This is a genomic window from Chryseobacterium urinae (assembly GCF_030518295.1).
GTDB lineage: Bacteria > Bacteroidota > Bacteroidia > Flavobacteriales > Weeksellaceae > Chryseobacterium > Chryseobacterium mucoviscidosis.
In genome coordinates this window covers 36,951-50,116 of the sequence record NZ_JAULSJ010000016.1, presented here as the reverse complement: position 1 = coordinate 50,116, position 13,166 = coordinate 36,951, and the positions used below count along the sequence as shown (strand labels likewise).

At 36.2% G+C, this 13,166-nt stretch carries 11 protein-coding genes; all 11 read right to left on the bottom strand.

Going from position 1 to position 13,166, the window contains the following annotated elements; translation table 11 throughout:
- Positions 1–33 precede the first annotated feature (33 nt).
- Positions 34–696 (bottom strand): hypothetical protein, encoded by a 663-nt coding sequence (locus QWT87_RS11765; RefSeq protein WP_302716247.1) that lies wholly within the window; start codon positions 694–696, stop codon positions 34–36.
- Positions 697–722: 26 nt separating this feature from the next.
- Complete coding sequence (locus QWT87_RS11760; protein WP_302716246.1) at positions 723–2,018, bottom strand: DUF389 domain-containing protein; 1,296 nt, start codon at positions 2,016–2,018, stop codon at positions 723–725.
- A 202-nt stretch (positions 2,019–2,220) separates the two neighbouring features.
- The gene (locus tag QWT87_RS11755; RefSeq protein WP_302716245.1) at positions 2,221–2,889 is read right to left on the bottom strand and encodes a hypothetical protein; all 669 of its coding nucleotides are present in this window, start codon (positions 2,887–2,889) and stop codon (positions 2,221–2,223) included.
- Position 2,890: 1 nt separating this feature from the next.
- Positions 2,891–3,370, bottom strand: a complete 480-nt coding sequence (locus QWT87_RS11750) for a hypothetical protein (RefSeq protein WP_302716244.1) — start codon at positions 3,368–3,370, stop codon at positions 2,891–2,893.
- A 17-nt stretch (positions 3,371–3,387) separates the two neighbouring features.
- Positions 3,388–3,900 (bottom strand): hypothetical protein, encoded by a 513-nt coding sequence (locus QWT87_RS11745; protein WP_302716243.1) that lies wholly within the window; start codon positions 3,898–3,900, stop codon positions 3,388–3,390.
- Between the two features lie 46 nt (positions 3,901–3,946).
- Positions 3,947–5,662, bottom strand: coding sequence for a HAMP domain-containing sensor histidine kinase (locus QWT87_RS11740; protein WP_214588832.1), 1,716 nt, complete (start codon positions 5,660–5,662; stop codon positions 3,947–3,949).
- A 6-nt stretch (positions 5,663–5,668) separates the two neighbouring features.
- Positions 5,669–6,781 (bottom strand): histidine kinase, encoded by a 1,113-nt coding sequence (locus tag QWT87_RS11735; RefSeq protein ID WP_087706811.1) that lies wholly within the window; start codon positions 6,779–6,781, stop codon positions 5,669–5,671.
- A 115-nt stretch (positions 6,782–6,896) separates the two neighbouring features.
- A complete protein-coding gene (locus QWT87_RS11730) occupies positions 6,897–7,982 on the bottom strand; it encodes a porin (RefSeq protein WP_302716242.1) in 1,086 nt (361 codons plus the stop codon).
- A gap of 11 nt (positions 7,983–7,993) precedes the next feature.
- Positions 7,994–8,542 carry a K(+)-transporting ATPase subunit C gene (gene kdpC / locus QWT87_RS11725; RefSeq protein ID WP_302716241.1) on the bottom strand — a complete coding sequence of 183 codons (549 nt, stop codon included), beginning with the start codon at positions 8,540–8,542 and terminating at the stop codon, positions 7,994–7,996.
- A 101-nt stretch (positions 8,543–8,643) separates the two neighbouring features.
- On the bottom strand, positions 8,644–10,683 hold the full coding sequence (gene kdpB, locus QWT87_RS11720; RefSeq protein ID WP_268053280.1) for a potassium-transporting ATPase subunit KdpB: 2,040 nt from the start codon (positions 10,681–10,683) through the stop codon (positions 8,644–8,646).
- Positions 10,684–10,982: 299 nt separating this feature from the next.
- Positions 10,983–12,677, bottom strand: coding sequence for a potassium-transporting ATPase subunit KdpA (gene kdpA, locus QWT87_RS11715; RefSeq protein WP_302716240.1), 1,695 nt, complete (start codon positions 12,675–12,677; stop codon positions 10,983–10,985).
- Between the last annotated feature and the right edge of the window lie 489 nt (positions 12,678–13,166).

Sequence of the window (13,166 nt, the reverse complement as noted above, 5' to 3'; positions counted from 1 at the left end):
GTATCAGTATTTAATTCAAGTGTGTAATTATTATTAGTCAAGTTTCTGAAAGTCTGATTGTAGTTTTTCAGAAATCAAATTCTCATGAATTAAATATTTTTTCATCATTTTCAAGAATCTCTTTGACTTTTTGAGAAATTTCTTTTCAAAATGCTCTTCACCGGTTTCTTTAAGATTAAAATATGCGCGATGAATGAAACGTCCTGAACCTTCATAATTTTTACTTGTAAATAAAGTTCCTACTAAAGAAAGGTAAGAAACAAAATTATACTGAAGGTGATTTCTTTTCAGATAATCTGTTGGAAGATTGGCGAATACATATGAAAACTCTTTAATAATATCAATTCCGCCAATTTGTTTTTCTCTTTCTATTACAAAATAATCGTCTGTGATTTCTCCTTCAAAATCGGCTTCTAAAACATAGTAACCTACAGGATCCCAATAACCAGCTTCAACATCCGCTGAATCGTAAAAAATTATTTTGGTATTAATGGTACTTGTATAAAAATGATGGTGAATATTAAATTGATGTCCTCCAAAAAAGATCTTCATTTCCTCTTTCTTGTAACCTTTAAGAAAATCAGGGTCATTTTCATTTTCTATATGAAATAATTTTTCAAAGCTATCGAATGCTTTTTCTTTAAGATGGTGCTTTTTACAAATTTCGACTAACTGTAAAGCAATATTATTTTTCATCTCTTGTATTAACAGTTAAAAATAGTCTATTTTTCGCTTGTATTCATCAAAATAACCTTATTCACTTTCAGCTTGTTTTGCAGCCAGGCTTTTAGTTTATCTTCGTCTATTTTTGCATCGGTCTTATACAAAAAGGCAGTTTCTACGCTTAATGAATCTTTGGTATAAAAATTTTGAAGTCTTCCGACAGCAAACTCTTTTACTTCAGGAAAAAGAATCTGGATTTCTTTATTTAATTCAGGATTATCCATTTTATATTCACCCAGTTCATTTTTCAGCTCCTTAATTTGCAGATCTTTTTCTGAAAAAGTGGTTTTCTGAAGATTGATTTCATTGAGGATTTCCGACTTGAGATCGGAGGTATTCTGTTTGATACTCAGCTTGGTATTGCTGATTCCGAAGTCTTTGAGCGAGTTATTGAGCTTTTTAATTTCCGCACTGTCAAACTTTTTGGTTAAAAATGCCAGTTCAATAGATTTCGGATTAGAATGATAATCTACCTTTTTATAAATAACCGTATATCCGTTCTTAGAAAATTCACTGTTAATAAACTTCTCCACATTCTGAGAATATTTTTTTTCGTTCAGTAAATTATAAGCAAGATAACAGCTTGGAACAATCATAACTACGATTAAAATAGAAATTCCGTAGCGGATTCTTTTTTCAACAGTTTTATCTGCGGTTTGTACCGCCTGATATTTCAGTAATTTAATGATTAAAAAAGTTGAAATACAGATGAAAAAGCAATTAATAGTATAAAGATAAAATGCTCCCGCCACAAACGAAAAATTTCCTGTAGCAATTCCGAAACCCACCGTACAAAGTGGAGGCATTAAAGCAGTTGCAATAGCAACTCCCGGAATAGGATTTCCTTTTTCAACTCTTGTAATAGAAATCGCACCCACTATTCCTCCGAAAAATGCAATTAAAACATCATATATAGTTGGAGCCGTTCTTGCGAGAAGTTCTGACTGTACCTCTTTAAACGGACTTAAATAAAAATAAATTGCGGAAACGGCAAGGCTTACAAAAGTAGCGATCAGAAGATTTTTTAATGATTTTTTCAACAGTCCGAAGTTAAAGGTTGCCAAAGCAAAACCAGCTCCTACAATAGGACCCATTAAAGGCGAAATCAACATAGCACCGATAATTACCGCAGTAGAATTTACATTTAATCCTACCGAAGCAATTAAAATGGCACAGGCTAAAATCCACAGGTTTGATCCTCTGAAGGATATATTATTCGTTACATTTTCAAGAACCAGTTTAGGATTTTCCTCCCCTGTATGAAGGTTTAAGAAATCAGAAATAGTATTTTTCATATCAGAAAGTGTATTTAAGAGACTTAAATTCAACCTGTGAATTGCCGAATTAAATTAAAGGCGGAATGAGTACTGTTTTCATTCCGCCTTTAGCAAATATACATAATTTCATATAATTTAATAATATTCCTGAGTACTTACTGAAATATAACAAGAAGAGATTTGGAGTTTTTTTTCATGAATCTGAAAATCGGATTTGTCATTAATCATCAATTCCATAAATTAAGATCTTATCAATTTCAGGAATATTCAAGTTTTCTTTTTTATTAATTCTGATGAGCTGCTCAGCAAAATATTGAAGTTCTTTTTCTGTATTTTCAATTGCTGTTCTCAACGATTCTTTATCTACTTCAATCTGATTCTCCGAAACCGGATAAGCATAACTTTCTTGGGGCATCGAATGTAAAAAATCGAAAATGATCTTATGTTCCTGTATTTCAACTTTCGGAGAGGGATGTCCTGTATAAAAACAATGATTCCCTTCGTCGGAAACAAGATCTTCCCATTCAGTAATGTGTTTAAGCCTTCCGCAACATTGTGGAAAATAGGTGTCTACATCATTAATCTTTAAAATGTAACCGCCGTCCATAGAACACACCAAATCATCAATTCCGCGATTTTCTTCAGTCTGCTGTATTTCAATTTCTCTGTAAATGATTTTCAACAGATCTGCATCAGAAATTTCACTTATTCTGTAAAAAGAAGAACTTTTAAAATAAGCTTTGAAACTTTCGGAAAAACCAGTCTTTAGATTTGCGGAAATATTATAATTTTCCCACTCATCAGAAAATTCCAAATAGGAACCGGAAGGCATTTCCAGATCCTCATCGTAATTTGAAAATTCAATAACGGGGATAAGTTCTATTTTCATATTAATAAAATCTTCGGCTTTTGCCTTCAAGTGTTTTTTCTAAAATGGAAAACTGTTCTTCAGAAAGATTTTTTAGTATAATTTGGCAGCTTCTGTTCATTAGATGATCAGGATAATAAACAAGTTTAACGCTTTTTTGGTCAATTTTATATTCTCTGAGCAAAACACCTCTTTTTGTATTTTTTCTGTTGGAATTTGAAAAAAATAAATTCGTAGTCCGTCCCGGAATAAAACCGAAACTTTTCAGAAATAAAAAAATTGAATTATCGTTAATCAACAGATCAAATGTACCCAATTCCATTCCCCAACTGAGAGAACCTTTGTCTGTAATTATTGTTCCGCTGATATTTTTAAGCTCAATTGAATTTTCCTGTCTGTAATTTTTAATGGTATTTTTCTTCTGAATGAAATAATAAATACCGACAATGATTGCAGAACAGATTGATGCAATAAAGAAGTAATAAATAGGCAGTTCAAACATATTTTCTAATCATTAAATTACTTATCAAATCGCCAATTATTAAGAACAATGGTAATGATTGGCTGCGGCCACATTTCAAAATTTTTTAATTTTGGTTTTATCGGAATAATAGAGGTTTCAAACCATCCTTTCTTTCCGACAACATTTATAATGGCATCATAATTTAAATTTTTGTCAAAAGGATTACTTACCGAAAGTGTCATTCCTTTGTTCTGTCTGCCAGAAACTTCCTGAGAAAATTCTATTTCTATGGTTTTCAAAGGATTCTTGTTTTCTTTCACAATCTTCATCGTTTGTACCTTATCATCTTTTACTTCTGTTTCAATAAAAAGATGTTCACCCGGATAAATTTGTAAAATATTATCTTTAACGAAATATTTGGATTTTGCAATTTCTTGCTGATAAAACGTAGTAGAATCAACTGCAATTTTTAAGGTAAACGCTTCACGAAATTCATTTTCATTTTGAGCTAAAACAAATTTTGAAATAATTAAAAAGAATAAGAAAAAAAATTTCTGAAAAATGTTCATGAATAGAGTTTTGTCGCAAATATACTAATTCAAACGAAAATTTTATTTAAACCATCGGCAACACAAAATAAAAAGTACTTCCCTGATTTAAAGAACTTTTAACGCCGATTTCTCCATTTTGTTTCTCAATGAAATTTTTGGAAATTGCGAGTCCTAAACCGGTTCCGTTCTGATGTTCTCCCGGAACCTGAAAATAGCGGTCGAAAATCTGTCGCTGGTATTTCTCTTCAATCCCTTTTCCGGTATCGGTAATGCTGAATTTAATTCCCGAATGTTCTTTTTCAACCAAAATCAGGATATTTTCATCCTGAAAAGAATGTTTAATCGCATTGCTTAGAAAATTATTCATTACCCAGACTGTTTTATCAAAATCAGCCAAAACAAAGTCCTTTTCATCCGTCAGAAACTGCGTCTGGATCGAAATGTTTTTCTGTTCCGCCAGTTTTTCCACATTTTTTACAGCAGTCTGTACCATTTCTTTTGGAGCGCAGCTTTCGATATTCAGGCGGATATTTCCGGTTTCCACCTGGGATAAATTCAACAGTTCTCCCGTAATATCAAGCAGCCTTTGTCCGTCTTCGTTAATGCTTTTTAATAATTCTTTCTGCTGATCATTCAGTTCCCCGAATTTTTGATTTTCCAAAAGCTGAACGCCCATTTTTATGGCAGAAATAGGAGTTTTTAATTCATGCGAAATGGTTGCGATAAAGTTGGTTTTTGCAAAATCCAGTTCTTTAAAAGGAGTAATATTTCTCAGCAGAATAACCTTTCCGATGTATTTTTTTTCCTTTTCTCCTGTTTTTGTAATATTGATTGGGATTACATCCTGCTCAAAATAATTTTCCTTATTGTCGGTTACAATTTTAATAGGATCTTTCTGCGGATGATTGATATTTTTCAGAAGTTCCCTTATCAGATCATTGTTTACAGCCACTTCATGAACCGTTTTCCCGATAATTTCATCTTTATTGAGATTCGTGATTTTAAGAGCCTCATCATTAATCATATAAATAAAATGATTTTCGTCCAGACCGATTACAGCATCGTGCATATTATTCACAAGGGTTTCAATCCGTTTTTTATCCATAAGCTGTTCAGATAAAGTGCTGCTTTCATATTCCTGAAGTTTTTCCGCCATGATGTTGAAAGAATTCGCAAGATCATTAAACTCTTCACTTCCCCGGAAATGAACCCTTTCGTTATAATTTTTATTCGCGATCTGACGGATGCTGAACGTAAGCTGACTGATGGGTTCTGCAATCGTCTGAGGAAGATTAAAAACAAGCGTGATCGCAATTAAAAAACAGATGGTTCCGAGACAGGCGATCCAGAACGTTGCATTTTCTGCCGTAATAATGGCAATATCGCTTTTTCGCTCAATTCCTTTCATATTGAGTGACATGATTTTCACCAGATCTTCACGAATCAGCTTTTCCTTTTCCGGTGAAGGATCATTGATGTAGCTGTTGAAATGAAGATTAAGATTCTGGGTAGCTTCCTTCTCTCCGAATTCCGTTAAATTTCTTTCCTGAAGAAGATTGTTTTTCTTAAAATCTTTAATGGCAACGGCGCTGTCGGTTTTCATTTTATCCAGAGCAAGAAGCATATTCTGAGAAAATTCCAGACTGTTGTAATTGGCGATAAGAATTTTTTCCGTATCAGATTTCAGTTTATTGATATAAAAAGACCCGATAACCGATAGCAAAACAATCAGCACAAATAAAAGACCTACTCCGAGGGTGAGTTTCGTTTTTAGTTTCATTGCATTCTAAGATAAAATAATAATGTCGATCTGTCTTTCATTCAGTCGGTTCATTAACGTGTAGATCCAGCTGTAGCCGAAAATTCTCTGCAGAAGATGAGCGTGTGGTTTTCCGATGCATACGGTGGTGATGTTATGCGCAATCACGTAGTCCAGAATTCCTTTATGAATACTGCTTTCCTTCTGCCGGATCACCTTGGCTCCCAATTCCTGAGCTAAATTAAAATTATTAATCAGAAATCGCTGCTTGTTCAGTGCAATTTTTTCAGGATTCTCTGAAGGTTTCTGGATGTAAAGAACGGTCCACGGACTGTTGTAATAACTTGCCAGTCTTGCCGTTTTCCGGATGATATTTTTGGCTATTTTCTCGTTGCTGCTGATGCACGCCAGAAATTTTATGGGTTTAAAATTTTCAGTTTTGATCTCCGTTTCTACCTTTCTTTCAACATGGGTTGCCACTTCTTTTAAAGCCAGTTCCCGAAGCTGCAAAATATGTCCGCTCTGAAAAAAATTGCTTAAAGCCGTTTGGATTTTCTCTTTTTTGTAAATTTTTCCTTCTTTCAGGCGCGTAAGAAGTTCGTCGGCGGTTAAATCGATGTTCACAACCTCATCCGCCAAAGCCAGAATTTTATCGGGAACCCGTTCCGAGACTTCTATTCCGGTGATCTTTTTTACTTCTTCATTCAGGCTTTCAATATGCTGAATATTCATCGCACTGATGACGTTGATTCCATTATCCAGAATTTCCAGAACATCCTGCCATCTTTTTTTATTTTTGGAACCTTCAATGTTTGTGTGAGCCAGTTCGTCCACCAAAACAACTTCGGGATGGGTATTAATAATAGTCTGAAGATCCATTTCTTCCAGATTTTTACCTTTATAAAAAGAAGACCGTCTCGGTATTTCTGGGATTCCGTCTGTTAAAGCGACAGTTTCTTCTCTTCCGTGGGTTTCAATGTAGCCGATTTTTACATCAATTCCGTTTCGCAAAAGAGCATGCGCTTCCTGAAGCATACGGAAGGTTTTTCCTACTCCTGCGCTCATTCCGATGTAGATTTTAAATTTCCCTTTTCTGGATTTCTGGATGAGTTCTAAAAAATCTTTTGCTGAAGAAGACATGGCTTTTATTGTTTTAATTTTATTTTAAAGGATTATCATCGTTATCAAAGTCATTACAAACCTCACAGGTTTTTAAAACCTGTGAGGTTTCCTGCTTTAGACTTAATAATTTCTCTTAAAACCAGGCAGCTAAACTGGTGGTGATGAAAAAATTTCCCTGGCTTAAATTGTCATTTTTTACAAAAATGGCATCTTTAGAAGTAAATCCTCTGGCTTCTGTACGGAAAACCACATTTTTCAGGATCTGATAATCTACATTTAAAGAATATCCGAAAGTCCGAAATCCATTAGGCGTTTCCGTAGCGATGATAACCCCGTTTTTGTCGCTGAAATATTCCACACGTCCCGCAAGACTCCACTGATCGTCAAACTGATACTTCATCAATACGTTTGGAGAATACCAAAGATTGTAGCTTTCACTTCCTTTTTCTTTCTGTTCGGCTCCGATATCAAAACCTAACGTCGTTGAAAAATGATCCGTCAACTGAAAATTTCCGTACAGATCATGGAAGTAGCGCATTCTTTTATCATCCTGCGGTTTATCGTTTCCTATGAATGAACTGCTGTTCAGTGTAATCTTATCGTTGGGTTTAAAAGTTATCTGATGCCCGAAAGAAAGACTTTTATTTCCTTCAGCTTTTGCAATTCTCTGCCATCCGTTTAAAACAAGACCGCTCAGAAACCATTTTCCGTTATCCGAAGTGTAAGAAATTTTGGCTCCGGTCTCGAAATAGGGAGAATTTTCTGCGGCGAGACTTCTGGTAAGATTAACGTTATCTTTTCCAATTGCGCTTTCCCAGCCAATGTGCGACGGCATAATTCCTGCATCAATCCACAGATTTTTTGTCTTGGAAATTTTAATTCCGATATTCGCTTCATTTACATATTTCAGAGCGTCCTGTTCCGCAGCCAGATTATCCTGTGCATAAGTTCCCGCCATCAGAGCGAGATTGGCGCGCATCCTGTCGTTTTCATAATTGGCTTTGATGAAGCCTAAATTGAGGTTAACTTCATTGTGCCTATTGTAGCTGTACAAAAAGTTCTGACGGTTTCCTCCGGAAGGTTCATTGAAATCATAGGTGTAAAAAAGTTCAGCGTAAGCAGAGATTTTCAGCTTGGCATCGGTTTTTGCAGAGTCTGTGTTTTGTGCCTTCGGTAAGAAAAATCCTGCAAGTAAGAATGCCGCAATATATTTTTTCATAAAATTTTACTTTATTTAAGCTGATCCAGAGCAATGTTAAGTTTCAATACATTTACTTTTGACGGACCGAAAATAGATGTTTCTGTTTGATTTTTGATAAGTTGTTCCAGTTTTTCTGAACTGATATTTCTGTTTTTTGCCACTCTTTTAACCTGATAAAAAGCGCCTTCCGGAGAAATATCCGGATCAAGTCCGCTTCCGCTTGCCGTTACCAGTTCTACAGGTACTTTTGCGTTCTGCATTTCGGGATTCATCATTTTTAAAGTGTCAATTCTTTTCTGTACGGTCTGAAGATATTCTTCGTTGCTTGGTCCTTTATTGCTTCCCGCACTTCCTGCCGCATTATAATCTACCGCAGAAGGACGACCGTGAAAATATTTCGGAGACGTAAAATTCTGTCCGATATTGGCGTAAAATTTCTGTCCTTTAAAATTAATAATTTCTGCATTTCCCTGAGTCGGTAAAACTTTAGAACCTGCGTAGACAATTCCTAAATATATTCCGACAATTACAAGCATCACCAATGTAAGTCTGGATGCTGATAAAATATGATTTTTCATTTGAATTAAATTTTTGAGTTGAGTGGATAGAAGATGGAAAAAGGATGACGGAAGTTAAAATTTTACGTTTCATTTCCAGCTTCCAGCTTCAAACTTCCAGTCTAATAAAAAAGACTTATAACTAAATCGATGAGTTTTATTCCAATAAACGGGGCAATAATTCCGCCCAGTCCGTAGATCAAGAGATTTCTTCTCAATAATGCGCTGGCTCCGATCGGTTTGTAAGCAACTCCTTTCAAAGCTAAAGGAATCAGGATCGGAATAATGATTGCGTTAAAAATAATCGCAGATAAAATCGCAGATTCAGGGCTGTGAAGATTCATAATATTCAGCTTCTGAAGTGCCGGAATAAACGTGATGAACAATGCCGGAATAATCGCAAAATATTTAGCAACATCATTCGCAATACTGAAAGTTGTTAACGTTCCGCGAGTCATCAGTAACTGTTTCCCGATTTCCACAATTTCAATAAGTTTCGTAGGATCATTATCTAAATCCACCATGTTTCCTGCTTCTTTGGCTGCCTGTGTTCCGCTGTTCATCGCTACGCCCACATCGGCTTGTGCAAGTGCGGGAGCATCGTTGGTTCCGTCTCCCATCATGGCAACGAGTTTTCCTTCCTGCTGTTCTTTTTTAATGTAGTTCATCTTATCTTCAGGTTTTGCTTCGGCGATAAAATCGTCCACTCCGGCTTTCTCAGCGATAAATTTTGCCGTTAAAGGGTTGTCTCCGGTTACCATTACCGTTTTCACGCCCATTTTTCTTAACCTCTGAAAACGCTCCTGAATTCCGGTCTTGATGATGTCCTGAAGCTCGATAACTCCCCATACTTTTTCATTAACAGAAACCACCAGAGGAGTTCCTCCGTTTTCGGAAATTCTGGTAACGGCTTCCTGTGTTTCGGAAGGGAAAATATTTCCCGCTTTTTCTGTCAGTTTTTTAATGGTGTCATAAGCTCCTTTTCGGATTCTTGTGTTTTCAAAATCGATTCCTGAAGTTCGGGTTTCAGCCGTAAAATCGATATAAACCGGATTGGGAACAAGTAAATCTTCGGATTTTAACTGGCTTAATTCGATGATCGATTTTCCTTCAGGTGTTTCATCCGCAACGGAACTCAGTGCCGAAGCTTTGATGAATTCATCAAGCTGAATTCCATTTGAAGGATGAAATTGGGTTGCTTTACGGTTTCCGATGGTAATGGTTCCTGTTTTATCCAAAAGCAGTACATCAATATCTCCCGCAGTTTCAACGGCTTTACCACTTTTGGTGATGACGTTGGCTCTCAAAGCTCTGTCCATTCCCGCGATTCCGATTGCAGAAAGCAGACCGCCAATCGTTGTGGGAATCAAACAAACGAAAAGTGAGATAAATGCCGCAATGGTAATCGGTGTCTGCGCGTAGTCTGCAAAAGGTTTCAGGGTAACGGTTACGATAATAAAGGTAAGCGTAAAACCTGCTAAAAGTATGGTTAATGCGATTTCGTTGGGTGTTTTCTGTCGGGAAGCACCTTCCACAAGAGCAATCATTTTATCTAAGAAAGATTCTCCCGGTTTGGTGGTTACTTTTACTTTTATTCTGTCGGAAAGGACTTTTGTACCGCCTGTTACGGAACTTTTGTCGCCTCCTGCTTCACGGATAACGGGTGCGCTTTCTCCAGTGATGGCAGATTCGTCGATGGTTGCAAGCCCTTCGATAATTTCTCCATCCATCGGGATCTGGTCTCCGGCTTCGCAAAGGAAAATATCGCCCAGTTTCATTTCGGCAGATTTTTTCATCACGGTTTCTACCTGAAATCCCTGTTTGTTGCTTACGACAACTTTTGCGGGAGTTTCCTCACGGGTTTTTCGTAAAGTATCCGCTTGCGCTTTTCCTCTTGCTTCGGCAATAGCTTCGGCAAAATTGGCGAATAAAACCGTAAAAAATAAGATAACGAATACTAAAAAATTATAGCTGAAACTGCCTTGAGACTTGTCTCCGGTAAGGCTGAACAGGCTTACAATAAGCATGACAACAGTTCCGATCTCTACGAGAAACATGACAGGATTTTTAAACATGATTTTCGGATTCAGTTTTACGAAAGACTGTTTGATGGCTTCGTTTACCAAATCTTTTTGAAACAATGTCTGAGATTGATTTTTCATTTTGTTTTGAAAGTGTTATATCATTGGAAACCAAAATCAACCATTAAAGCAAATTAATATTAAAGAATAAAAATGGATAATATTAGTTGGGTATGGATGAAAATTGAGACTAGTTTTCTTTATATAATCTGCTTAATGGTTTGAATTGATTTTTGAATTAAATTTTTCTTTTTTGAAGCATTAAGATTTATGTAAGGAATGAAGTTTAATTAAGAAAATATGTTTTGAATATTTAAAACTTAATAATTTGACTGACTTAATCTTCTTAAATTCCCTTAACGGTTCAAATTAATTTTTAATTATTTAGAAAAATACTGAAGCTGTTCTGCAATCGGACCTAAAGTAAGGGCAGGGAAGAAGGACAGCGCAGCGATCAGAAGAATAACGGCTAACGTCATAAATCCGAAAGTGGCAGTATCTGTCTTCAGCGTTCCCGAGCTTTCAGGAATATATTTTTTCTGTGCCAGTAATCCTGCGATTGCTACCGGACCGATAATCGGGATAAATCTTGATAACAAAAGCACAATTCCTGTGGAAATGTTCCACCATGGTGTGTTGTCTCCCAAACCTTCAAAACCGGAACCGTTGTTTGCAGATGATGAGGTAAATTCGTACAGCATTTCACTGAAGCCGTGGAAACCTGGATTATTCAGCGTTTTTGCTCCGAATTCAGGCAGATAAGCCGTTAAAGCTGTTCCTACCAAGATCAGAAAAGGATGGAATAAAGCCACAATCATCGCGATCTTCATTTCTTTAGCTTCAATTTTTTTGCCTAAAAATTCAGGCGTTCTTCCCACCATTAATCCGCTGATGAATACGGCAAGAATAATGAAAATGAAATAGTTGAGAATTCCGACACCGCATCCGCCGTAGAAACAGTTGATCATCATGGCAAGAAGCTCATTCATCCCCGAAAGCGGCATCGTACTGTCATGCATGCCGTTTACAGATCCTGTTGAAATAACGGTTGTAGCAATGCTCCAGTAGGCTGAAGCAGCACTTCCAAAACGGATTTCTTTGCCTTCCATGGCTCCAAGATGAGAATCTGTTCCCATTTGGGTAATCAGAGGGTTCCCGTTGGTTTCATTAATAACGTTCGGAACGGTTAAAGCCAGAAAACCAATCGTCATGACAGCAAAAATCGTCCAGGAAAGTTTTCTTTTCTTCAAATAAAATCCTAAAGCAAAAACCAAAGCGAATGGAATAATCATCTGAACAATCATTTCTGTCATATTGGTCGTATAATTCGGGTTTTCTAACGGATGCGCTGAGTTAGCTCCGAAAAACCCTCCTCCGTTTGTTCCCAGATGTTTGATAGCAACAAAAGCCGAAACCGGACCTCGTGAAACATCCATTTTGGCTCCTTCCAGAGTGGTAATATGGTCTTTTCCTTCGAAAGTCATCGGACTTCCGTTGGATGAAAGGATGAAAGCAACCACAATGCTTAAAGGCAATAAAATACGGATCACAGATTTGGTGAAGAAATCGTAAAAATTCCCCAGTTCAGTTGTCGTTTTATCTCTGAAAGCTTTGAATAGAACTGCCATTGCAGCCATTCCTGTCGCAGCAGAGACAAACTGTAAGAACATTAAATACAACTGACTGAAATAGCTGACTCCCGTTTCTCCGGAATAGTGCTGCAAATTACAGTTGACTAAAAAAGAGATGGCGGTATTGAAGGCTAAATCCGGCGACATATCCAGATTTCCGTCCGGATTCAAAGGGAGCCAGGATTGATTCAGCAAGATAAAAAAGGCAAGAATAAACCATACAAAATTGATGGTTAACATCGCAGACATATTCTGTTTCCAGGTCATTTGACGGTTCGGATTGATGCCTGAGATTTTATAGATCAGATTTTCAGCGGGCTGAAAAATTTTGTCTAAAAAGGTTTTTTTGTAGCCGTATACATTAGCAATATATTTTCCGAGAAAAATACCAATCACTAAGGTAATCGTGAACATGGCAATAATGCCTAAAATTTCTGTGTTCATTATTTTTGGTTAAAATTTTTCAGGTTTTATTAATACATAGCAGATGTACACAAAGGCGATAACGGATAGGAAAAATAAACTCCACATAATTTTTATATTTTATCAAAAAATTCAACGGATTTGTAAGAGATCCAGAATAATAAGGCGCTGAGAAGAATTAAAACTATCAACATCATACGGCAACAATTAAGGTTAATAAAGTAAATACTACGTAAGATACCATCAGCAGACTCAGTTTTGAGCGCTCCCGTTCTCTGAACGTTTTTCTTGAAATTGTCATTTTATAAATATTTTATTCAGACTGACAATGCCAAAAGAAGTTCCATTGTTGTTTAGATTAATTTAATTAATTGAAAATGAGCGCTTTGTTTATATTTCATCATGTGCCAAAATACAGAAAAGCCTATCAAAATGATAGGCTCGTTATTAAAATGATAGGTTTTATTTTTTTAACCAATTAAGTTCTTTCTTAAAAAAAACAGACTAAAA

Excerpts from the sequence above, each read along its gene's own strand:
- kdpC (WP_302716241.1), bottom strand. The coding sequence starts at position 8,542 with ATGAAAAATCATATTTTATCAGCATCCAGACTTACATTGGTGATGCTT.
- kdpA (WP_302716240.1), bottom strand. The coding sequence starts at position 12,677 with ATGAACACAGAAATTTTAGGCATTATTGCCATGTTCACGATTACCTTA.
- QWT87_RS11760 (WP_302716246.1), bottom strand. The coding sequence starts at position 2,018 with ATGAAAAATACTATTTCTGATTTCTTAAACCTTCATACAGGGGAGGAA.
- QWT87_RS11745 (WP_302716243.1), bottom strand. The coding sequence starts at position 3,900 with ATGAACATTTTTCAGAAATTTTTTTTCTTATTCTTTTTAATTATTTCA.
- QWT87_RS11735 (WP_087706811.1), bottom strand. The coding sequence starts at position 6,781 with ATGTCTTCTTCAGCAAAAGATTTTTTAGAACTCATCCAGAAATCCAGA.
- QWT87_RS11765 (WP_302716247.1), bottom strand. The coding sequence starts at position 696 with ATGAAAAATAATATTGCTTTACAGTTAGTCGAAATTTGTAAAAAGCAC.
- kdpB (WP_268053280.1), bottom strand. The coding sequence starts at position 10,683 with ATGAAAAATCAATCTCAGACATTGTTTCAAAAAGATTTGGTAAACGAA.
- QWT87_RS11750 (WP_302716244.1), bottom strand. The coding sequence starts at position 3,370 with ATGTTTGAACTGCCTATTTATTACTTCTTTATTGCATCAATCTGTTCT.
- QWT87_RS11755 (WP_302716245.1), bottom strand. The coding sequence starts at position 2,889 with ATGAAAATAGAACTTATCCCCGTTATTGAATTTTCAAATTACGATGAG.
- QWT87_RS11740 (WP_214588832.1), bottom strand. The coding sequence starts at position 5,662 with ATGAAACTAAAAACGAAACTCACCCTCGGAGTAGGTCTTTTATTTGTG.
- QWT87_RS11730 (WP_302716242.1), bottom strand. The coding sequence starts at position 7,982 with ATGAAAAAATATATTGCGGCATTCTTACTTGCAGGATTTTTCTTACCG.